Below are 22,414 nucleotides of genomic sequence, written 5' to 3' on the forward strand. Positions count from 1 at the left end.
GGCTATTTATTTAAGTGCTAGTTAAGTTAATTTGTTAATTGTATTCAAAAATGAGGGTTTATTATGAGTTTACAATGGATTGATTCGCGTGATATTGCGATTGAATTAATTGAACGTCATCCTGATGTTGATCCAACCCAAGTTCGCTTTACCGATCTTCGTGAGTGGATCATTGCTTTAGATGAATTTGACGATGATATTGATCACTGCAATGAAAAGATTTTAGAAGCAGTACAAATGTGTTGGATTGACGAGCAATAATCACAATACCGAAAACTCTGTTTTATAGTTGCCTCTCTGGGGTGATAAGCATAGTCTTATTAGCAACAAAAGTAGAATAACAACAACGCAGTAATCAGCTTTGTTTCATTGCTTTGGCTGTGTGGTATTTATCAAGGAGCGTATCAATGTCTAGCATAATGGCGGTGGGTCTTTCTCATCAAGCAGCAGGTTCACAGTGGGGAACCAATGCGTTAATTAGTTTTGGTGCTGAAGGCTGTGTGATCCATGTTACTACCAACGATCTTTTAGGCGATATTCAACGTGCTGGTCGTCGGTTGGATGCACAAGGCATTAAAGCGGTTAATTTAACGGGTATGGCATGGGGTTTAGACGCGATTTGGGCGTTCTTACAAGGCTACCGCAATCCTAAAGCAGATAATACTGTGCTGTGGCCAACCTTATCAGCGCTTGATGAAGCGGAATTACAAGCACGGATTAAAACCATTAATTGGGTGTGCGATATTATTAACCAACCGGCAGATGTGGTTGCGCCTTCACAATTAGCTGCACGTGCTGGTGAATTTATCAAATCATTAGCCCCTGAACATGTGACCTATAAAATTGTTAAAGGTAACGATTTATTAGATGAAGGTTGGCATGGTATTCATGCTGTTGGCCGTGGTTCTGATCACCGTCCAGCGATGCTACGTTTAGATTACAACCCAACCGGTGATGCAAATGCACCAGTGTTTGCTTGTATTGTTGGTAAAGGTATTACCTTTGATTCTGGTGGCTACAGCATTAAGCCTTCGGCGGGTATGACTGCAATGAAAGCGGATATGGGCGGCGCAGCATTAGCAACAGGTGGCCTAGCATTAGCGATGGCGCGTGGGCTTAATAAGCGAATTAAACTGGTTTTATGTTGTGCTGAGAACATGATTTCAGGTCGTGCATTAAAACTTGGCGATATCATTAAGTATAAAAACGGAAAAACAGTTGAAGTACTTAATACCGATGCTGAAGGCCGATTAGTGTTAGCTGATGGTTTAATGTACGCCAATAGCCAGCATCCTGAGTTGATCATTGATTGTGCGACGTTAACGGGCTCTGCCAAAATGGCGTTGGGCAATGACTACCATGCATTATTGAGTTTTGATCAAGACTTATCGCGCCAAGCATTAGCGGCAGCAGCACAAGAAGGTGAAGGCATGTGGCCACTACCATTGGCTGAAATTCATCGTAATATGTTGCCATCGAATTTTGCGGATTTAGCTAATATATCAAGCGGTGACTTTATGCCTGGAGCAAGTACAGCTGCAGCATTCTTATCTTATTTTGTTGAAAATTATCAACAAGGTTGGATGCACATTGATGCTAGTGGTACTTTCCGTAAGAGCGCTAATGACCAATGGGCAGCAGGCGCAACCGGAATGGGGGTTAAAACATTGGCCCGCATTCTAGCGCAATAATTATTTTACTAATAAAAAGCCTTCTTAAAGCGTTTAAGAGGGCTTTTTTTATATTTAAATTACGTCAAATGAAAAATATAGACTATAAATAAAACAAGAGGTTATCAATAATGTTGACAGTAAATTTATCAAAAGAGCCCGCACGTGCTCCTTGGGGTATTAATGCCTTAATCAGTTACCAAACTGACAGTGTCACTGTGCATTATGGTGATACCTTTAGTTTACGTCGAATTCAGCAAGCAGGACGTCAAATTCAGACCCAATCTATCACTGCTGTGAGCTTAAAAGGTGATGGTTGGAACTATGAACGTCAATGGGCATTTTATTGCGGTTTTGCGGCAACGATGGATAACGTCACGATCCAGTGGGCATCGATTGATGAAGATGAACTTGAACTGTTAAATGCGCGTCGACATAGCCATGACTGGGCGCGAACCTTGATTAATACTGGTCCTGATAGCATTTATCCACAAAAATTAGCTCAAGCAGCGGTGCAGTTTTTAACGGATATTGGTGGTGATCATATCAGTACACAGATGATTGTGGGTGATGAATTACTCGCTGACGGTTGGATTGGTATTCATAGTGTTGGTCGTGGTAGTCAGCACCCACCGGTGTTGTTAGAGCTTGACTATAACCCTACTGGTAATCCAGATGCCCCCATTAGTGCTTGTTTGGTCGGTAAGGGGATCACCTTTGATTCAGGTGGTTACAGCCTCAAGCCAAGTGCAGGCATGGTCAGTATGAAATGTGACATGGGAGGCGCGGCAACGGTTACTGCTGCGTTAGGATACGCGATTGCACAAGGTTTAGCTCAACGGGTAAAACTTATTCTTTGTTGTGCTGAAAATATGGTGTCAGGCGATGCTTATAAGCTTGGTGATGTGTTAACGTATAACAATGGAGTATCTGTTGAAATCGTAAATACTGATGCTGAAGGGCGATTAGTGTTAGCCGATGGCTTATTGCTTGCTTCGGCAACCAAAGCTCCATTAATCATTGATGCAGCAACGTTAACTGGCGCGGCAATGATGGCGGTAGGTAGTGACTACAATGCGATATTTGGTTTTGATAAAGCATTGTTAGCCCGTGCTCAACAGCTATCAGAATTAGTCAATGAACCTGCGTGGCCATTACCGCTTGAAAAGTGGCATCAAGATTATTGTCCGTCTGCATTTGCAGATACTGCCAATAGTCGCGTTCAGAAAGGTGGCGGTATGGGGGGAGCATCCAATGCAGCTGGATTTTTATCGCGCTTTGTTGATACCGATAATAGTCGTTGGATTCATTTCGATCTAGCAGCATGTTATCGTGATAGCGCTGATCCACGTTGGGCTGTCGGTGCAACTGGCTTGGGTATTGCTAATATCGCAGGATTACTATTGTAAACTAATGCGGCCTATCAGTAGATACTAACTAAATGGACGGCAACTAGACTCAAAAGGAAACTATAATAATGACAATAGAAAAAACTTTTTCAATCGTAAAGCCGGATGCTGTTAAACGAAATTTAATTGGCGCTATTTATCAACGTTTCGAAAATGCGGGTTTGAAAATTGTAGCAGCCAAAATGTTACAGCTAACAAAAGAGCAAGCTCAAGGCTTTTATGCTGAACATGAAGGTAAGCCTTTTTTTGACGAATTAGTTGATTTTATGACATCTGGCCCGGTGATGGTGCAAGTGCTAGAAGGCGAAGATGCCATTGTTCGTTATCGAGAGCTCATGGGGAAAACCAATCCTCAAGAAGCAGCATGCGGGACTATTCGTGCCGATTTTGCTATTAGCTTACGTTATAATTCGGTCCATGGCTCAGATAGCCCAGTATCGGCTGAACGTGAAATTGGCTACTTTTTTGCCGCTGATGAATTATGTCCTCGCAGTTAATGATTGCGTTGTGATGAAAAAATAAGCAAAACCAAATACTAAAGGGAGGCTCAGGCTTCCCTTTGTTATTTTATGCGCCAAGATAGTGATAACCGCTAAAATAACCCTATAGTGAACAGGTGGAAACCCGCGCCTAAAGGCTGTACAATTTCGCGCCTTAAACCCTGATAGCTATGATGAGACTGCCAATTGCAGATCTCCGAGTTATAAAGGCGCAGCAATAGTCATTTTTAGTGAGGCACCAACCGATGACAACTGTCAAAATTAATCTGCTGGATTTCGATCGCAAAGGTCTGCGTAAATACTTTGCCGAAGAGCTAAATGAAAAGCCGTTCCGAGCAGATCAGGTAATGAAATGGATCTATCATTTCGGTTGTGATGACTTTGAGCAAATGAACAATATCAATAAAAAGTTGCGCGAAAAATTACAGCGTGTTGCTGAAATTCGTGCACCTGAAGTTTCTAATGCGCAGTACTCAAATGATGGCACTATCAAATGGGCAATGCGTGTTGGTGATCAAGACGTAGAAACCGTTTATATTCCTGATGAAGATCGTGCGACCTTATGTGTGTCTTCGCAAGTAGGTTGTGCGTTAGAGTGTAAATTCTGTTCAACGGGCCAACAAGGCTTTAACCGTAATCTACGTGTATCTGAGATTATTGGTCAGGTATGGCGTGCATCAAAAGAGATCGGTTTGCAAAAAGAAACCGGTCGTCGTCCTATTACTAATATTGTAATGATGGGCATGGGTGAGCCATTACTGAACATGAAAAACTTAATTCCAGCATTAGAAATTATGCTTGATGATTTAGGTTTTGGTTTGTCTAAGCGTCGCGTTACCGTATCAACCTCTGGTGTGGTTTCTGGCCTAGAACAAATGATCGGTACCATTGACGTTGCACTGGCTATTTCATTGCATGCGCCAACCGATGAATTACGTTCGCAAATTATGCCAATTAATGATCGTTGGGATATTGAAACGTTTCTTGATGCTGTGCGTCGTTACGTTAATTCAACCAATGCTAACCGCGGTCGTGTAACGATTGAATACGTGCTGCTTGATCATGTCAACGATGATATGGAGCATGCACGTCAGTTAGGTCGTCTATTAAAAGACACACCAGCGAAGATTAACTTGATTCCATTTAACCCATATCCGGGATCTCCGTATAAAAAACCTAGTAATTCACGTATAGATCGCTTTATGAAAACGCTAATGGAGTATGATTACACAGTAACTGTACGTAAAACGCGTGGTGATGATATTGATGCAGCGTGTGGCCAGTTAGTGGGGGATGTTATTGATCGAACTAAACGCACTCAAGCTAAATTACCAGTGGGTGAACCTATTGCAGTGAAAACCCTCTAAATTAGATTAGCGATTATAATTTCTTCGCGGTTTAACATGGATGTTAAGGTGAGTAAAAATGATACGATGGATGCATTATCCATTATTTTCTTGTTTGCTGTTGGCCGGCTGTGCCACTGTGGAAGTAGAAAATAACGCTGAACAATTCAATGCCATTGATGCGGCAGAAGCCCGCATGACATTGGGGTTAAGTTATTTAAAAGTAGGCCAATGGCAACGTGCCCGTGAAAATCTGGAACAAGCATTAGACTATGCGCCAGATTATTATCGTGTCCAAAATGCTATGGCCTATTATTATCAAAAGGTAGGTGAAAACGCTGCTGCTGAAAAAATGTATAAAAAGGCCCTAAAGGACTCACCAAAAAATGGTGATGTACTGAATAATTACGGGGTGTTTTTATGTAGCGAAGGGCGTTATGACGAAGCCATCAGTGCTTTTGTTAAAGCTATCGATCAACCTTACTATTACCTTATTTCGGCAAGTTATGAAAATGCAGGTTTATGTAGTGATAAACAAGGCAATGACTTACAAGCGATAGATTATTTTGAAAAAGCACTTTCTCATGATCCATATCGTCCGAAATCAATGTTACAACTGGCACGACTACAATTAGACGCTAATAATTACAAAGACGCTCGTGTGCTGTTGTTTAAATTTAATAAGCGATATGGGTATACAGCAAATAGTTTGCTATTACTTATTCAGTTAGAAAACCAGACTGGACGGTTAACTTTGGTCACTAAATACGCTAACTTATTAAAAGAACAATTCCCTGATTCTCAGCAATATCAGAATTATCTAGCCAATGAATACTGAACATAACGATTCACCTCAACCAAACAATGTTGCACGACCGGGCGATATGCTTCGCCAAGCGCGCGAACAACTAGGTTACTCGCAAACAGATATCGCTAACCGATTACGGCTGCGGTTATCTGTTATCAATGATATTGAAAGTAACAGCTTTGATAGTGAGAAGATATCGACATTTACTCGCGGGTATGTGAGATCGTATGCAAAGTATGTTGGTTTAGATGACGTTGCTGTGGTCGGTTTACTTGACGATTATGGTCACTCAAAGCCGAAAGCACAAGAAATGCAAAGTTTCTCACGCCGCACTAACCGTGAAGCGCATGATAGCCGTATAATGGGGCTAACATGGATTTTAGCAGTGATTTTTGTCGGTGTGACGGCGGTATGGTGGTGGCAAAATAGTCATTTAGATCGCGATCTTACACCAGCGGTGGATGTGGCTAATATTGCAGCGCCAGCGCTAACGGAAAAAACAGCTACTGTGGTTGAACCATCTGCTGCGACGGTAAAGGCTGACACAGCGACCACCGATGCAACAATGACAGATGTGACGCCGACAGATGTTACGACTTCAAATGTTACACCAGCTGCAATCAATACCGATACGGTGCAGACGCCAGTAGCAGCAACTGAGACTGCAACTGAGGCTATAACAGCAATAAAACCTGTGGCTGCAGTTACGACAGACACTGCGACAACGGCAGCGGTAGTAACACCGACTGCAGCAGCAGAGGTTGCAGTAGCACCGGCATTACAGCTTACCTTTGCTGCTGATTGCTGGATTGATATTCGTGATGCAAATGGTAAACGCCTTGAAAGTGGTCTCAAGACTGCCGGTCAAACACTTGCTGTTGATGGTAAGGCGCCGTTCCGAGTACGACTTGGCGCACCAAGCGCTGTTAAAATAGAAATTAAAGGGCAACCTTTCGATCTTAGTCGTTATCCGGCAGGTCGACCTGTAACGTTAACGTTGCCGTAGTAATAGAGAATAATAAACATGCATAACGAATCACCCATTATACGTCGCCAATCAAGCCGAATTTATGTCGGTAATGTGCCTATTGGCGATGGCGCTCCGATTGCTGTGCAGTCGATGACCAATACCCGTACCACAGATGTTGAAGCTACGGTTGCTCAAATTCGAGCGCTAGAAAAAGTAGGTGCCGATATTGTCCGTGTTTCTGTACCGACGATGGATGCTGCTGAAGCGTTTAAGTTGATCAAACAACAAGTCAATGTTCCTTTGGTTGCTGATATTCATTTTGATTACCGTATTGCATTGAAAGTGGCTGAATACGGTGTTGATTGTTTGCGTATTAACCCAGGTAATATTGGTCGTGAAGATCGTATTCGTTCAGTGGTTGAATGTGCGCGTGATAACAATATTCCCATTCGAATTGGCGTCAATGGCGGCTCGTTAGAAAAAGAAATTCAACAGAAATACGGCGAGCCAACACCGGCTGCGTTAGTTGAATCAGCAATGCGCCATGTAGAGATTTTAGATCGTCTTAACTTTGATCAATTCAAAGTCAGTGTTAAAGCTTCTGATGTATTTCTTGCGGTTGAATCTTACCGCCTTCTAGCGAAGCAAATTATTCAGCCATTGCATTTAGGTATTACTGAAGCGGGCGGTGCACGCGCAGGTTCGGTGAAATCAGCGGTAGGTCTAGGAATGCTATTAGCTGAAGGTATTGGTGATACGTTACGTATTTCATTAGCAGCAGATCCGGTTGAAGAGATCAAAGTAGGATTTGATATTTTAAAATCGTTACGTATTCGCTCGCGTGGCATTAACTTTATTGCTTGTCCAACTTGTTCACGCCAAGAGTTTGATGTTATCGCGACGGTTAATGAATTAGAGCAACGCTTAGAAGATATCGTGCTGCCAATGGATGTATCTATTATTGGCTGTGTGGTTAATGGCCCTGGCGAAGCCGAAGCTTCGCATCTAGGTATTGCTGGCGGTAATCGTAAAAGTGCCTTCTATGAAGACGGTATTCGTCAAAAAGAACGCTTTGATAACGATAACGTTATTGACCAACTTGAGGCTAAAATCCGTGCAAAAGCCTCAATGTTAGACCTAAACAATCGTATTGATATTACGCAATAACATAAAATAGTAAAAACCATGCTGTTATTGTGGCAGCATGGTTCACTATTTCTGCAATAAATTATATATTCGATTTAAATCCCCATCGAAAAATGAGAATAATCGTGGCGAAACAAATTCAAGCAATTCGAGGCATGAACGATTGCCTACCAACACAAACTCCACTTTGGCAAAAAGTCGAAGGTACAGTTAAACAAGTGATCAGTGCATATGGTTACAATGAAATCCGTATGCCAATTGTTGAGTCGACACATTTGTTTAAACGTGCAATCGGTGAAGTTACTGATGTTGTTGAAAAAGAAATGTATACCTTTGATGATCGTAATGGCGATAGCCTAACATTACGTCCAGAAGGTACAGCAAGCTGTGTGCGTGCTGGTATCGAAAATGGTCTACTTTACAATCAAGAACAACGTTTATGGTACATGGGGCCAATGTTCCGTCATGAGCGTCCACAGAAAGGTCGCTACCGTCAGTTCCACCAAGTTGGTGTAGAAGTGTTTGGTATTGATGGCCCTGATGTTGATGCAGAATTGATCATGATGACCGCTCGTTTATGGCGTGAACTTGGTATTAATGAGCATGTTCGTCTAGAGTTAAACTCTATTGGTTCACTGCAAGCACGTGCAGAATACCGCACCGCGTTAATTGCTTTCCTTGAACAGCATATGGATGTACTAGATGAAGACGCTAAGCGTCGTATGTACACTAACCCATTGCGTGTACTTGACTCTAAAAACCCAGCGATTCAAGAGATTCTTGTTGATGCACCAATGCTGTCAGCGTACCTCGATCCAGAATCACAGCAACATTTTACTGGATTATGTGAACTATTAGACGCTGCTGGCATCAAATACCAAGTAAATGAGCGCCTTGTACGTGGTTTAGATTATTATAACCGTACTGTATTTGAGTGGATCACTGATAGCTTAGGTGCGCAAGGTACAGTATGTGGTGGTGGTCGTTACGACGGTCTAGTTGAACAACTAGGCGGTAAAGCAACCTCATCAGTCGGTTTTGCGATGGGCCTTGAGCGCTTGGTTTTACTGATGGAAGCACTAGAGCAAGATGATGTACGTCGCGCAGTGGATGTTTACATGGTAACTGTCGGTGAAGGTACATTAACTGCTGGTATGCTGCTTGCAGAAAAATTACGTAACCAATTACCACAGTTACGCATTATGTCTAACTTTGGTGGCGGTAATTTTAAAAAGCAATTTAAACGTGCTGATAACGTAGGTGCAGCCATTGCCCTGGTTGTTGGTGAAAATGAAATTGCACAAAACACGGTTGTGGTTAAAGATCTCCATGGCGGTGAACAAACAACCATGGCACAGGACGAGGTTGCCGCTAAATTGGCAGCGTTGATTTAAGAGAGGACAGGAAGTGAACGAGTACGCCACAGAAGAACAACAGGTTGAAGCGATAAAATCGTGGTGGCAAGATAACGGCAAAGCCGTTGTTCTAGGCGCTGTGATTGGTTTAGGCGGTCTATTAGGCTGGCGTTACTATCAGGCCGAAGTCCATGCTGCGAAGCATTTAGCATCAGATTCCTATACTCAAGTAGTTACAGCTCTCGACAACAATAGTAAAACTGCTGTCACTGAAGCGCAAACGTTCATTGAAGCTAACAAAGGCAGCCAATACGCTGTTCTTGCAGCATTACAATTAGCGAAAGTTCAAGTTGAAAATAACGATCTTGATGGTGCAATTACGCAACTTAATTGGGTAATTAACAATACTAAAGATAACGCTATTTTACCGTTAGCTGTAACGCGTCTAGCACGTATTTACGCTCAACAACAAAAATTTGATCTAGCTTTAACTGAACTTAAAAAAGTAACGATTCCAAGCTGGAATGAAAATATTGCTGAATTACGTGGCGATATTTTGCTACAAAAAGGCGATATTCCAGCGGCTCGTGAAGCATATATAGAAGCTCAGCAAGATGGTTCATCACCAGCATTGCAAATGAAGCTTAATGACTTAGCTCAATAAGGCGGACATGATGCATAAGGTGTTAAAACGAGCTTTAGCCGTAGCAGTTGCTGTGAGCGTACTATCGGGGTGTGCGAGTGAAGTTGATTCTATTCATATGGCACCATTGCCAAAAGTAGATAATACCTTCACACCCAAGACCGATTGGAGTCGCAGTGTTGGTGATGGCGTTTCTGGCTACTATTCAAAACTGACTCCTGTTGTTAGTCAGAATAAAGTCTTTGTTGCCGATCGTAATGGTTTGGTTGAGGCTTTGAATCCTAGTAACGGTAAAGTGTTATGGGAAAACGACTTAGAAAAGGATACTCCTGTTAAAATTTCTGGCGGCTTAGTATTAGCTGAAGGAAAAATTTTCATGGGTACCGAAAATGCAGATGTTATTGCATTAGATGCTGAAACCGGTAAAGAAGTTTGGCGCGCTAAAGTTGCAGGTGAAGTGCTATCAAAACCATTAGTTGATAGTGGTATTGTGGTCGTTAATACCAGTAGCGGTGTGTTACAAGCACTGAATGCAGATACCGGTAAAAGCAAATGGCAAATCAGCAATGAGATACCAACCTTAACATTACGTGGTACTAGCTCACCGGTTGCTATTGCTGGTGGTGTGTTCTGGGGCCTATCAAATGGTCGCTTAGAAGGTGCTATTTTAAATAATGGCCAAGTGCTATGGCAGCAAACAATCTCAACGCCTAAAGGTTCAACTGAAATTGATCGTTTAGTTGATGTTGATGCTGCTCCAGTGATTGCTGGCGATCGCTTATACGCGATCGGCTATAATGGTTCATTAGTATCGATTGATCTTCGTAGTGGTCAAATTGCGTGGAAACGTAATTATTCATCAGCAACAAATTTTGTGGTTGATGGTAATGAATTGTTCCTTGTAACGTCGAAAGATCATATTGTCGCAGTTGATGCCCGTAGCGGTACTGAACTATGGCAAAACAAAGACCTTCAGTATCGCCAACTGAGTGCGCCAGCAGTGATTGATGGCTACTTAGTAACGGGTGATGCGGAAGGATACCTGCATTGGTTAGATACCCAATCAGGTGAATTTGTTTCACAAGAATCGATTGATGGTAGCGGAATTGCGGTTCCGCCAGTTGCGCTTGATAACAATGGTTTCATTGTTGTTACTCGTGATGGCGAAATCAACAAAATGCAAATATCGAAATAAGTCGGTATACTGTCGCTAGATTAATTTGTCGGCTCCAGCTGTCTTATGCAGTTGGAGCCGTTGTTGTTATATCCGTTGTGTATATTATTGTCGGATGAAGATAAGTAATTATGCTTATTTGAGGCAAGAATGAACGGTAAAATGTCAATCAAGACTTTGAAAAGTAAGAGGTAATTATGATTCCTGTTGTTGCCCTTGTCGGGCGCCCAAACGTGGGTAAATCGACGTTATTCAATCGTCTTACTCGCACGAGGGATGCACTAGTTGCAGACTTTCCTGGTTTAACTAGGGATCGTAAATACGGTAGAGCTGAGTTAGAAGAGCACGAATTTATTGTTATTGATACCGGTGGTATTGATGGCACAGAGGAAGGTGTTGAAACTAAAATGGCTGAACAGTCATTAGCGGCAATCGAAGAAGCAGACGTTGTACTGTTCTTGGTTGATGGCCGTGCGGGATTAACATCGGCTGATGAAGCAATTGCAAAGCACCTACGTAGCCGTGAAAAACCAACATTTTTAGTGGTTAACAAAGTTGATGGTATTGACCCTGATACTGCATGTGCTGAGTTTTGGCGCTTAGGTGTTGATGCGATGTTCCAAATTGCAGCAACCCAAAACCGTGGTGTTACAGCACTCATGGAACGCGCATTAGCACCATTCTCTGATAAATTAAACGCAGAGTTAGCAGCTGAAAATGGTGAAGACGGTGAAAATGGTGAATTTACTCTTGAAGATTTAACTTCAGTTGCAGACATTGAGAAAGCAAACCTTTCTGAAGAAGATGCTGAAGCTGCGTATAAACGTCTACAAGAACAACCAATTAAGATGGCTATCATTGGTCGTCCTAATGTGGGTAAATCAACCCTAACTAACCGTATTCTTGGTGAAGAGCGCGTTGTTGTTTACGATATGCCGGGAACAACACGTGACTCTATTTACATTCCAATGGAACGTGATGGTCAAGAATACGTATTGATTGATACTGCAGGTGTTCGTCGTCGTAAGAATATGAGCATGGCCGTTGAGAAGTTTTCTGTTATTCAAACATTGAAAGCTATCGAAGATGCTAACGTTGTATTGTTAGTTATTGATGCGCGTGAAAATATTTCAGATCAGGATCTAAGCCTACTTGGTTTTGTTCTGAACTCTGGTCGCTCATTAGTGATTGCAATTAATAAGTGGGATGGTTTAGATAACGACGTTAAAGATCGCGTTAAATCTGAACTTGATCGTCGTCTTGGTTTTGTTGACTTTGCGCGTATTCACTTTATTTCTGCATTGCATGGCACGGGTGTTGGTCACTTATATGAATCAGTTATTGAAGCGTATAAGTCAGCAACTAAGCGTATTAGCACATCATTGCTAACGCGTATTATGCAAATGGCACAAGATGATCACCAGCCACCAATGATTCGTGGCCGTCGTGTGAAACTTAAGTATGCCCATGCGGGTGGTTATAACCCACCGATTATTGTGATTCACGGTAACCAAGTTAATGACCTTCCTGGTTCTTACAAGCGTTACTTGATGAACTACTACCGTAAGTCATTAGAAATGATGGGTACACCTATTCGAATTCAATTCCAGAATAGTGAAAACCCATTTGAAACAACTAAGCAGAAGTTGACTGTTTCTCAAGAGCGTCAACGTAAGCGTCTAACCAACGCATTACATGATCGCAAAAAGTAATTTTTGACGATTGTGTGTTGTTTTTAGATGTGAAAGCCCAACCATAGTGTTGGGCTTTTTTATAAGGAAAATATCATGTCAGCTATTACAGTAACGATGGCGATGCCAACCTCGATTACACCAACTCAGGTCGTTTTCACTCAACAGCAGTGGCAAATAGACACCACAATTATTTGTGTTGTGAGTGAGAAAGAGGGAACGACATGGGTAGTAACGGCACAAACACCGTTTCATCCAGTGAGCCATATTTGGCCAGATCATCCTGCTGATCGTGGTCAATTGTGTTATCAAGACCAACACTATAATGTTGTCGATTGTGTTGTTGGTGCAATCGAAATCGCAACTCAGCAATTGTATATTGCTAGCGATATTCCCGTTAAGCGTGACACCGAGGGGTGGGTATTTGTAGTGGTTCACGCTATAGATGCTGCGATCGCGATTGCACCAACTGAAAGCGTCACTTTAACGGTTGATAAGGCCTATCAGCAAGCATTAAGCCGTGGTCACAGTGGTGGTCATTTATCATCATTGGCATTAAATAAAGTGTTGCACCAGGATTTTTGGCGCAAAGATCCTAGTCGCCGTGATGAATTAGGTTATTACGATTTTCATAGTTATGCGCAAGAGAAAAGTATTGTCAGTGAAAATTGCAGCACCGACCATTACCGTTTAGGCAAGACCTTGCGGAAACGAGGGCTAAACAGCGCTGAGATGGTGGCTAATTTAGCTCAAATAACCTTAGATATTAATCAGCAACTTGCACAATGGATCCAATTAGCAACACCAATAGTGATGCGACGTGAAGGGGAAGCATTGACCGATTCGCGTTATTGGCAGTGTAATTTAGGCGATGAAGGTATTATTGAAATTCCTTGTGGCGGCACTCATGCAACATCACTGGCTGAGTATCAATCTTTAGCGGTTAAATTTGAGGTTATTTCTGAGCAAGAGATCGTGATGATCACTACCGCAATCCCTCTTTAGAATGGGTTAGCAACAGGTATTTAAAATCGTCTTCGGGCGATTTTTTTTGAATTAAATGCTGCTCTATAGCAATAAAACACTAACTTAGTTGGTGGTTGATCTTGTTTATTATGATTTTGTCATTTTATTAAATATTGTTTATCGGCGTATAAATACGAAAGTGTTAGTATTTTGTACTGTTAAAAATCCATATGCAGAATATGTAACTTATGCTTTCGGGATGTGTATTGATAAATATTCTTTTACTAGCTGATCGCTGATCGTGGTTAATAAACACGATGATCACCCATAAGGGTAATGATCATCATTGGGATCATCGTGGCTGAGTTTATGGCGCCTAAGCGTGGTTGCACAATAATGAAGATCTATCGTGGCAAATATGTATTGAGTGGTTTTAATTTTAGTGGCATCTCAGCGAATAATTTTGCATGCTAGAGCAAATTCATTAAGGAGTGATATCGAGTGAGTGAAAATATTTGTCCGCAATGTGAGAGTGAATTGAGTTGGAAAGATCAGGGATATTTCTGTGATTACTGCCAACAAAAAGTATCAAAAACAGCGTTTTGTCCCGACTGCTCAGAGAAATTAGAGAAGTTACAAGCGTGTGGTTCTGCTAGCTATTTCTGTAATCATTGCAATGAATTAAAATCAAAATCACGAGTTAAAACTGTATTTAATGTCGTTGCAGATTAGCGTTATAGCAAAAATATAAGCCGCAATAATGAAAGGTATTGCGGCTATACAAAGCCGTGTTTATGAAGGGTTGACGGTGGTATGAATCTTACCGTCGGTCACGGTTGTGATCAGTTGATCTCCAGCTTTAACTTGATCGCAACGGCGAATAACATTGCCTTTATCATCTCGAGTAATTGAATAACCACGGCTGAGTGTTGCCAGTGGGCTTACCGTATCGAGTTTCTCGGCTGCTAATGCTAATTTATGGTTAGCATTGAGTAACTGACGATCCATAGCATCAAATAATCTGCGTGTTGCAGTTGTTAGGCTATTTTTATCATGTTGTAGACGTTGCTGCGGCGAATAGAGTGACAGCTTATAGGTATTTTGAGTAATACGTTGTTGCTGTATTTGAATCTTTTTCAGCATAATCTGCTGTAGCCTACGGCTGATATCATCCAAATGCTGTTGCTGCTGATTTAAGCGTAGTTGTGGATGTTGACGTTCTAATCGATGACTCAAAAGGTTAATAGATTGGTTTTGCTTAGATAAATAACGCTGTACAGCATGCTGTAATTGTCTTTTTTTATGGGCGATAGTCGCTGTTTGGGCTGAATTATCGCGGCTGATTAACTCTGCAGCAGCAGATGGCGTTGGTGCGCGCATATCAGCAACAAAATCAGCAATAGTGACATCGACCTCATGACCGACAGCGCTGACGATAGGGATCTGGCTGGCAGCAATAGTACGAGCAACGATCTCTTCGTTAAATGCCCATAAATCTTCTAATGAGCCGCCACCTCGACCAACAATTAATACATCACATTCTTGTCTTGCATTGGCGCGTCCAATCGCTTGAGCTATCGATATTGCAGCACCATCACCTTGAACCATTGTTGGGTAGATAACAACCGCTAAGCTTGGATCGCGACGTTTTAACACCTGTAAAATATCGTGCAGAGCTGCACCTGTTTTAGAGGTAATAATACCGACACGTTGTGGCTGCGGTGGTAACGGTTTTTTCAATGACTGAGCAAATAAACCTTCAGCTGCAAGCGCCATTTTTAGCTGTTCAAATTGTTGTTGTAAACGGCCATCACCTTCAGGTTGCATGCTTTCAATGATCAGTTGATAGTCGCCACGAGGCTCATAAATAGATAAGCGCGCTTTGACTAATACTTGATTACCATTGCTTGGTTTAAAGCTGACATGGCGATTGCTGCCTTTGAACATCGCGCATTTAACTTGAGCACGAGAATCTTTAAGGGTGAAGTACCAGTGACCAGAAACTGGCATCGAGAAATTTGATAATTCACCGACAAGCCAAACAATTCCCATTTCATTTTCAAGGATCAGACGAACTTGGGCATTGAGACTGGAAACAGTGTAGATACGATCGTTTGATTGGCTTTGAGAAGCGAATAGAGTCACGAAGTGAGGTACCTGCTAGCGAATGGGTGGCGGCAGGCGGTCAGAAAACTATCAAATAGAACGAAAAACGGCTAGGCAGATCAATGGACAGATCTTGGCCGTATTTCTTCGACCGCATCACCGGATAGTTAACCGAAATATACTACTCAGCAAATGTTTTTTGTCAATAAAAAAATAAAAAATAAATATAGCCAAACGATTGCTTGATACGTATAATCCGTTCGCAATATTTTAATCTTCTTTGTAAACCTTTAAATTGGTGTGAGATATTGCATGTTACGAATTAAAAAAGAAGCGTTGACGTTTGATGATGTATTACTAGTTCCTGCTCATTCTACAGTCCTACCTAACACTGCCGATCTGCGCACCCGTCTCACGAAAGAGATTGCTCTTAACATTCCTATGCTATCAGCATCTATGGACACCGTGACTGAAGGTCGCTTAGCTATTGCACTGGCTCAAGAGGGCGGCATTGGCTTTATCCACAAAAACATGTCTATCGAACAACAAGCGGCTGAAGTTCGCATGGTTAAAAAGTTCGAAGCTGGCGTTGTTGCAGAACCTGTTACTGTTAAGCCAAATAACACCATTGCAGATGTTAAGCGTTTAACATTAGAAAATGGTTTTGCAGGTTACCCTGTGGTTACTGATAACAATGAATTAGTTGGTATTATTACTGGCCGTGATGTTCGTTTTGTTACCGACCTTTCAATTAAAGTTGAAGAAGTGATGACGTCTAAAGACAAACTTGCTTCTGCTAAAGAAGGTGCATCTCGCGAAGAAGTTGAAGCTATCATGCAACAGCACCGCGTTGAAAAAGTACTACTCGTTGATGATAACTTCCGTCTAAAAGGGATGATCACTGCTAAAGACTTCCAAAAAGCAGAACGTAAACCTAATGCATGTAAAGATGCTCGTGGTAGTTTACGTGTGGGTGCTGCTGTTGGTGCTGGTGCGGGTAATGAAGAACGTGTTGCTGCCTTAGTGGAAGCGGGCGTCGATGTATTACTTATTGATTCATCTCATGGTCACTCAGAAGGTGTTTTACAACGTATTCGTGAAACACGTGCCGCTTTCCCTAATCTACCAATTGTTGGCGGTAACGTTGCAACGGCTGAAGGTGCTCGTGCACTGATTGAAGCGGGTGTAAGTGCAGTCAAAGTGGGTATCGGCCCAGGTTCAATTTGTACTACTCGTATTGTAACTGGTGTGGGTGTTCCACAAATTACTGCGATTTCAGAAGCGGCATCTGTTGCTGATCAATACGGTATTCCAGTTATCGCAGATGGCGGTATTCGTTACTCTGGCGATTTATGTAAAGCCATCGCTGCCGGTGCATCATGTGTAATGGTTGGTTCAATGTTTGCAGGTACTGAAGAAGCACCGGGTGAAGTTGAATTATACCAAGGCCGTTCATACAAATCATACCGTGGTATGGGCTCACTAGGCGCAATGTCTAAAGGTTCTTCTGACCGTTACTTCCAATCAGATAATGCTGCTGACAAGCTCGTTCCTGAAGGTATCGAAGGCCGTGTGGCATATAAAGGTTTGATGAAAGAAATCGTGCATCAGCAAATGGGTGGCTTACGCTCAAGCATGGGTCTAACTGGCTCTGCAACGATTGAAGATTTACGTACTAAAGCTGAATTTGTACGAATTTCAGGTGCAGGCATGAAAGAATCACATGTTCATGATGTGACGATTACAAAAGAAGCACCTAACTACCGTATGGGTTAATTGTTAGGCAGTCAGTAGTCTTTTGACGAAAACGATTGCCTAAGTGAAGAAGTTAGATAAAATCGGGGCTAGATATAGCCCCCAATACATTCAATTTTTGAGATAGCTCTATAATGACCACTACCGCAAATATTCATGACCAACGTATTCTTATTTTGGATTTTGGTTCGCAATACACTCAGTTAATTGCCCGTCGTATCCGTGAAATCGGCGTTTACTGTGAGCTTTGGAGCTGGGACGTTGATGAAGCTGATATCCGTGATTTCAATCCAAACGGTATTATTCTTTCTGGTGGTCCTGAAAGTGTTACTGAAGCGGGTTCTCCTCGCGCACCACAGTATGTATTTGATGCGGGTGTTCCTGTATTTGGTGTCTGTTACGGCATGCAAACTATGGCGGAACAACTGGGTGGTAAAGTAGCAGGTTCTGATGAGCGTGAGTTTGGTTATGCGCAAGTTAAAATTGTTGAGCAGACTGCTTTCTTAAAAGATATTCAAGATGCTGTTGCTGCTGATGGCACACCATTGCTTGATGTGTGGATGAGCCACGGTGACAAAGTTGTCGAAATTCCAGCAGATTTTGTCAAGATTGCTGAAACAGATACCTGTCCATTTGCGGCAATGGCAAATGAAGAAAAACGCTTCTATGGCGTGCAATTCCACCCAGAAGTAACCCACACTCGTCAAGGCATGAAGTTAATTGAAAACTTCGTAATGAATGTATGTGGTTGTGAAAAACTATGGACATCAGCCAATATTATTGAAGATGCGATTGAACGTATCAAAGAGCAAGTAGGTGACGATGAAGTTATCCTTGGTCTTTCTGGTGGTGTCGATTCATCTGTGGTTGCGATGCTGATCCACCGCGCAATTGGCGATAAGCTAACATGTGTATTTGTTGATAATGGTCTACTTCGTCTTAACGAAGGTCAGCAAGTGATGGAGATGTTTGGTGATAAATTTGGTCTAAACATTGTTCACGTTAAAGCAGAAGATCGTTTCTTAGCGGCATTAGCTGGCGTTGATGAACCAGAAGCAAAGCGTAAGATCATTGGTCACGTATTTGTAGATATCTTTGATGAAGAGTCAAAGAAACTGAAAAATGCTAAGTGGTTAGCACAAGGTACAATCTACCCAGATGTTATTGAATCTGCAGCATCTAAGACGGGTAAAGCACATGTGATTAAATCTCACCATAACGTTGGCGGTTTGCCAGATGATATGGAAATGGGCTTGGTTGAACCACTACGTGAATTATTTAAAGATGAAGTACGTAAGATTGGTTTAGAGCTTGGCTTACCTTATAACATGCTATACCGCCACCCATTCCCAGGACCAGGTTTAGGTGTACGTGTATTAGGTGAAGTTAAGAAAGAATACTGTGATCTACTACGTCGTGCTGATGCTATCTTCATTGAAGAATTACATAACGCCGATCTTTACAATAAAGTATCACAAGCATTTACCGTGTTCTTACCTGTACGCTCTGTCGGCGTAATGGGTGATGGCCGTAAATACGATTGGGTTGTATCACTACGTGCGGTAGAAACCATCGACTTTATGACCGCGCATTGGGCACACTTGCCATACGATTTCTTAGGTAAAGTATCTAACCGTATTATCAACGAAGTGAATGGTATTTCACGTGTTGTTTACGATATTTCAGGTAAGCCGCCAGCAACGATTGAGTGGGAATAATCACCATTTTGCTGGCAATAATTACCTAATAAAAAGCACCTACGGGTGCTTTTTTTATGGCTGCCATTTAGCGTTGATTCGGCTTGAGGATGGAATTGTTAATGGGTTGTTTTTTTTATGTGGGTTGTAAGTTTCATATTAACGATTGGTTACAATATGTTGTGGTAGGTAAGTGTTATTAGTAGGTCTATAACACTGTTTGTTGTGGTAATTTCATTACAATCGTTCAGCAAATATTCAGACATGTTTTGAGCGAAAAAAATGAGATCGACTGCATATAAGTAGATCCGCACTGCAAACATAACCACATAAGGACATGGAATTGCCATGAACGAAAAAATACTTAAGCAAGCACCACCTCCTGCATCGACAAGTGCGATGGACAAGTTTTTAAATGGTATTGAGCGTGCAGGTAATAAAATTCCTGATCCGGCTTTACTGTTCTTTTGGGGTTTAGTTACCGTTTGGGTTTTGTCTGCGGTGCTATCACAGTTTGATTTTGGCCTTGTGCACCCAGTTACTAAAGATGTTGTGCAAGTGAACAACTTGCTAACGGGTGATGCAATGGCAAGCTTTTTGGCTAACATGGTGAAGAATTTCACCGGTTTTGCGCCATTAGGTATTGTATTAGTTGCAATGTTAGGTGTTGGTGTTGCTGAAGCGTCGGGCTTTATCAATACTGGCCTTAAGAAAATGCTTAACGTTACACCAGCTAAACTGCTGACACCGATGCTAATTTTAGTGGCGATTGTTTCACACACAGCCGCGGATGCAGGTTATGTATTGGTTATTCCATTAGGTGGTATTATTTTCCACGCAGCAGGGCGTCACCCTCTTGCGGGTATTGCTGCGGCGTTTGCAGGTGTTTCTGGTGGTTTCTCTGCGAACTTTATTCCTTCAGGTATCGACCCATTATTGGCGGGCTTCACCCAAGAAGCAGCGCGTATTATGGATCCAAGTTACATTGTTAACCCACTAGCAAACCTAATGTTCACTGGTTTATCATCGTTTGTTATTGTCGGTATTGGCTGGTACATCACCGATAAAGTGATTGAGCCACGTTTACAAAAAACCGCAATTGATGCCGATGCTGAAGAAGCACCTGATATGGGCTCTTTTACAGCATTAGAAAGTAAAGCGTTCTCATACGCGGGTTGGACAATGTTAGCGGGTATTGCATTGCTTGTTGCTGCAGTATGGCCTGAAACATCGCCACTACGTTCACCTACAGGTGAAGTTGCTGCTTTTAATGCACCAGTGATGCAATCTATCGTGCCGTTAATTTTTATCCTGTTTGTTATTCCAGGTATTATCTACGGTAAAGTGGCAGGCACGTTTAAGCAAAGTGCTGATATTATTAAAGCAATGTCAACCACCATGGCGGGTATGGCTGGCTTTATGGTTATGGTGTTCTTTATTGCTCAGTTCTTGGTTGCATTTACTCAGTCAAACTTAGGTACACTATTAGCACTTTCTGGTGCACAGTTACTGCAAGAAATGAACTTACCTGGCCAAGTAACAATTGTTGGTATGATTTTACTTACAGCAAGCGTTAACTTATTAGTCGGCTCAGCATCTGCTAAATGGGCATTGATTGGCCCTATTATGGTACCAATGCTGATGGCTGTAGGCATTTCTCCTGAATTAACTCAAGCGGCTTACCGTGTTGGTGATTCAGTATCTAACATTATTTCGCCAATGATGGTGTTCTTCCCATTAGTGGTAGTTTACATGCAGCGTTACGTGAAGAGCTCTGGTATTGGTACATTAGCATCAATGATGATGCCGTATTCAATTGCAATGCTTGTAGGTTGGACTATCTTCCTATTAGTGTACTGGACTTTTGGTATTCCACTAGGTGTTCAAGCGCCTTACACTTACAGCATGTAATTAATAGCCTGTAATACCGGTAGTTAGTTTTAATACATAGTTAGATAAACACGTTACCGTTAAACAAAGAAAAGCCTCGAGCAGATTACTGTTCGAGGCTTTTTTGTGTCTTATTAACCCCTGTCAGCAAAGAGGAGCTTAATAAAATTTAGTGATTATTTATTGAAGTTCTCAACGTGGAAACGAAGATGGTCGTCAATAAATGATGCCATAAAGTAGTAGCTGTGGTCATAACCGTCTTGCATACGGATTTCTACTGGGTAGTTGTTCGCTTCAGCTGCCTCAGCTAGGGTTTCTGTACGAAGTTGACCCTCAGTGTAGAAGTTATCGTGTGTACCTTGATCAACCAACATTGGCATTTTGATGGTTGCTTTACGCATTAATTCACTTGAATCGTATTGCTTCCAATTTTGGGTATTAGTACCTAAGTAACCAGTGAAGGCTTTTTGGCCCCAAGCACAATTCATTGGATTCGTAATCGGACTAAATGCTGATGCAGAGCTGTAGCGCTCTGGATTACGCATCGCGATCATTAATGCGCCATGTCCACCCATAGAGTGACCACTGATTGCACGTTGCTCAGTTACAGGGAAGTGAGCTTCAACCAATGCAGGTAATTCATTAACAATGTAATCATACATGTGGTAATGACGGTTATACGGCGCTTCTGTTGCATTAACATAGAAACCAGCACCAAGACCAAAGTCATAAGCACCTTGTGGGTCGTCAGCAACACCTTCGCCACGTGGGCTGGTGTCTGGAGCAACAATAGCAACACCTAATTCGGCAGCCATACGTTGTGCACCTGCTTTTTGCATAAAGTTTTCATCAGTACATGTTAGTCCTGATAACCAGTAAAGAACCGGTACTTTTTTACCTGCCGCACATTGTGGTGGTAGGTAAATAGCAAAACGCATATCACAATTTAAGACTTCTGAGCGGTGAGTATATTGCTTATGCCAGCCGCCAGCACTTTTATTACAGCTAATATTTTCTAAAGGCATTGGATTTGGTCTCTTGTTAAATTTGCGCAGAGTATTAATGCTCTGCGCATTTTTTATGAGGTTACTATAGAAAGCTTATGAATAAAAAGCTTACTTATCGAAGTGAATAACAGTACGGATACTCTTACCTTCGTGCAATAGGTCAAATGACTTGTTGATGTCGTCTAGGCCCATGTTGAATGAGATGAAGTCATCAAGTTGGAATTCACCTGCCATGTAACGGTCAACGATACCTGGAAGCTCTGAACGGCCTTTAACGCCAC

The 22,414-nt window shown here is 42.0% G+C and carries 19 protein-coding genes and 1 pseudogene; 17 read left to right on the forward strand and 3 right to left on the reverse strand.

Translation table 11 applies throughout. The features are described from left to right. Positions 1-63 precede the first annotated feature (63 nt). From iscX to PMAL9190_RS17375, 14 genes are all read left to right on the forward strand, one after another. Positions 64-261: a Fe-S cluster assembly protein IscX gene (gene iscX, locus PMAL9190_RS17310; protein WP_087846307.1), complete on the forward strand. Its 198-nt coding sequence runs from the start codon at positions 64-66 to the stop codon at positions 259-261. 146 nt (positions 262-407) lie between these two features. Beyond that, a complete protein-coding gene (gene pepB, locus PMAL9190_RS17315) occupies positions 408-1,691 on the forward strand; it encodes an aminopeptidase PepB (RefSeq protein WP_087846309.1) in 1,284 nt (427 codons plus the stop codon). Positions 1,692-1,801: 110 nt separating this feature from the next. Further along, on the forward strand, positions 1,802-3,079 hold the full coding sequence (pepB, locus tag PMAL9190_RS17320) for an aminopeptidase PepB (protein WP_087846311.1): 1,278 nt from the start codon (positions 1,802-1,804) through the stop codon (positions 3,077-3,079). 68 nt (positions 3,080-3,147) lie between these two features. Beyond that, complete coding sequence (gene ndk, locus PMAL9190_RS17325; protein WP_087846313.1) at positions 3,148-3,576, forward strand: nucleoside-diphosphate kinase; 429 nt, start codon at positions 3,148-3,150, stop codon at positions 3,574-3,576. A gap of 248 nt (positions 3,577-3,824) precedes the next feature. Further along, complete coding sequence (gene rlmN, locus PMAL9190_RS17330; RefSeq protein WP_087846315.1) at positions 3,825-4,946, forward strand: dual-specificity RNA methyltransferase RlmN; 1,122 nt, start codon at positions 3,825-3,827, stop codon at positions 4,944-4,946. A 58-nt stretch (positions 4,947-5,004) separates the two neighbouring features. After that, positions 5,005-5,763, forward strand: coding sequence for a type IV pilus biogenesis/stability protein PilW (gene pilW, locus PMAL9190_RS17335; protein WP_087846317.1), 759 nt, complete (start codon positions 5,005-5,007; stop codon positions 5,761-5,763). Further along, the gene (gene rodZ / locus PMAL9190_RS17340) at positions 5,753-6,739 is read left to right on the forward strand and encodes a cytoskeleton protein RodZ (protein WP_087846319.1); all 987 of its coding nucleotides are present in this window, start codon (positions 5,753-5,755) and stop codon (positions 6,737-6,739) included. Before pilW ends, rodZ begins: the two co-directional genes overlap by 11 nt. 18 nt (positions 6,740-6,757) lie before the next feature. Further along, positions 6,758-7,870 (forward strand): flavodoxin-dependent (E)-4-hydroxy-3-methylbut-2-enyl-diphosphate synthase, encoded by a 1,113-nt coding sequence (ispG, locus tag PMAL9190_RS17345; RefSeq protein ID WP_065167417.1) that lies wholly within the window; start codon positions 6,758-6,760, stop codon positions 7,868-7,870. Positions 7,871-7,974: 104 nt separating this feature from the next. Continuing rightward, complete coding sequence (hisS, locus tag PMAL9190_RS17350; RefSeq protein ID WP_087846321.1) at positions 7,975-9,243, forward strand: histidine--tRNA ligase; 1,269 nt, start codon at positions 7,975-7,977, stop codon at positions 9,241-9,243. A 13-nt stretch (positions 9,244-9,256) separates the two neighbouring features. Then, positions 9,257-9,868, forward strand: a complete 612-nt coding sequence (locus tag PMAL9190_RS17355; RefSeq protein WP_087846323.1) for a YfgM family protein — start codon at positions 9,257-9,259, stop codon at positions 9,866-9,868. A gap of 10 nt (positions 9,869-9,878) precedes the next feature. Beyond that, the gene (gene bamB, locus PMAL9190_RS17360; protein ID WP_087846325.1) at positions 9,879-11,042 is read left to right on the forward strand and encodes an outer membrane protein assembly factor BamB; all 1,164 of its coding nucleotides are present in this window, start codon (positions 9,879-9,881) and stop codon (positions 11,040-11,042) included. A 176-nt stretch (positions 11,043-11,218) separates the two neighbouring features. Beyond that, positions 11,219-12,733 (forward strand): ribosome biogenesis GTPase Der, encoded by a 1,515-nt coding sequence (der, locus tag PMAL9190_RS17365; RefSeq protein WP_087846327.1) that lies wholly within the window; start codon positions 11,219-11,221, stop codon positions 12,731-12,733. Between the two features lie 75 nt (positions 12,734-12,808). After that, on the forward strand, positions 12,809-13,717 hold the full coding sequence (locus PMAL9190_RS17370) for an alanyl-tRNA editing protein (RefSeq protein WP_235004382.1): 909 nt from the start codon (positions 12,809-12,811) through the stop codon (positions 13,715-13,717). Positions 13,718-14,179: 462 nt separating this feature from the next. Next, positions 14,180-14,410 (forward strand): zinc ribbon domain-containing protein, encoded by a 231-nt coding sequence (locus PMAL9190_RS17375; protein WP_087846329.1) that lies wholly within the window; start codon positions 14,180-14,182, stop codon positions 14,408-14,410. A gap of 60 nt (positions 14,411-14,470) precedes the next feature. Here the strand turns inward: PMAL9190_RS17375 and xseA are convergent, their stop codons facing one another. Continuing rightward, entirely contained in the window at positions 14,471-15,823 is a 1,353-nt protein-coding gene (gene xseA / locus PMAL9190_RS17380) for an exodeoxyribonuclease VII large subunit (RefSeq protein WP_087846330.1), read from the reverse strand. Positions 15,824-16,096: 273 nt separating this feature from the next. Between xseA and guaB the strand changes: the two genes are divergently transcribed. The 3 genes from guaB (at position 16,097) to PMAL9190_RS17395 (ending at position 21,147) form a co-directional block, all read left to right on the forward strand. Beyond that, positions 16,097-17,560, forward strand: coding sequence for an IMP dehydrogenase (gene guaB / locus PMAL9190_RS17385; protein WP_060999032.1), 1,464 nt, complete (start codon positions 16,097-16,099; stop codon positions 17,558-17,560). A 113-nt stretch (positions 17,561-17,673) separates the two neighbouring features. After that, on the forward strand, positions 17,674-19,257 hold the full coding sequence (gene guaA / locus PMAL9190_RS17390; protein WP_087846331.1) for a glutamine-hydrolyzing GMP synthase: 1,584 nt from the start codon (positions 17,674-17,676) through the stop codon (positions 19,255-19,257). A gap of 327 nt (positions 19,258-19,584) precedes the next feature. Then, positions 19,585-21,147, forward strand: a complete 1,563-nt coding sequence (locus PMAL9190_RS17395; protein WP_087846332.1) for an AbgT family transporter — start codon at positions 19,585-19,587, stop codon at positions 21,145-21,147. A 155-nt stretch (positions 21,148-21,302) separates the two neighbouring features. Here PMAL9190_RS17395 and fghA read toward each other — a convergent pair whose 3' ends face one another. Further along, positions 21,303-22,151 (reverse strand): S-formylglutathione hydrolase, encoded by an 849-nt coding sequence (fghA, locus tag PMAL9190_RS17400; protein ID WP_087846333.1) that lies wholly within the window; start codon positions 22,149-22,151, stop codon positions 21,303-21,305. A gap of 90 nt (positions 22,152-22,241) precedes the next feature. After that, positions 22,242-22,414: pseudogene (locus PMAL9190_RS20140) on the reverse strand (S-(hydroxymethyl)glutathione dehydrogenase); the annotation flags it as partial.

This window comes from Photobacterium malacitanum, assembly GCF_900185615.1.
Classification (GTDB): Bacteria; Pseudomonadota; Gammaproteobacteria; order Enterobacterales; family Vibrionaceae; genus Photobacterium; species Photobacterium malacitanum.

Excerpts from the sequence above, each read along its gene's own strand:
- iscX (WP_087846307.1), top strand. The coding sequence starts at position 64 with ATGAGTTTACAATGGATTGATTCGCGTGATATTGCGATTGAATTAATT.
- pepB (WP_087846309.1), top strand. The coding sequence starts at position 408 with ATGTCTAGCATAATGGCGGTGGGTCTTTCTCATCAAGCAGCAGGTTCA.
- pepB (WP_087846311.1), top strand. The coding sequence starts at position 1,802 with ATGTTGACAGTAAATTTATCAAAAGAGCCCGCACGTGCTCCTTGGGGT.
- ndk (WP_087846313.1), top strand. The coding sequence starts at position 3,148 with ATGACAATAGAAAAAACTTTTTCAATCGTAAAGCCGGATGCTGTTAAA.
- rlmN (WP_087846315.1), top strand. The coding sequence starts at position 3,825 with ATGACAACTGTCAAAATTAATCTGCTGGATTTCGATCGCAAAGGTCTG.
- pilW (WP_087846317.1), top strand. The coding sequence starts at position 5,005 with ATGATACGATGGATGCATTATCCATTATTTTCTTGTTTGCTGTTGGCC.
- rodZ (WP_087846319.1), top strand. The coding sequence starts at position 5,753 with ATGAATACTGAACATAACGATTCACCTCAACCAAACAATGTTGCACGA.
- ispG (WP_065167417.1), top strand. The coding sequence starts at position 6,758 with ATGCATAACGAATCACCCATTATACGTCGCCAATCAAGCCGAATTTAT.
- bamB (WP_087846325.1), top strand. The coding sequence starts at position 9,879 with ATGCATAAGGTGTTAAAACGAGCTTTAGCCGTAGCAGTTGCTGTGAGC.
- der (WP_087846327.1), top strand. The coding sequence starts at position 11,219 with ATGATTCCTGTTGTTGCCCTTGTCGGGCGCCCAAACGTGGGTAAATCG.
- PMAL9190_RS17370 (WP_235004382.1), top strand. The coding sequence starts at position 12,809 with ATGTCAGCTATTACAGTAACGATGGCGATGCCAACCTCGATTACACCA.
- guaB (WP_060999032.1), top strand. The coding sequence starts at position 16,097 with ATGTTACGAATTAAAAAAGAAGCGTTGACGTTTGATGATGTATTACTA.
- guaA (WP_087846331.1), top strand. The coding sequence starts at position 17,674 with ATGACCACTACCGCAAATATTCATGACCAACGTATTCTTATTTTGGAT.
- PMAL9190_RS17395 (WP_087846332.1), top strand. The coding sequence starts at position 19,585 with ATGAACGAAAAAATACTTAAGCAAGCACCACCTCCTGCATCGACAAGT.
- fghA (WP_087846333.1), bottom strand. The coding sequence starts at position 22,151 with ATGCCTTTAGAAAATATTAGCTGTAATAAAAGTGCTGGCGGCTGGCAT.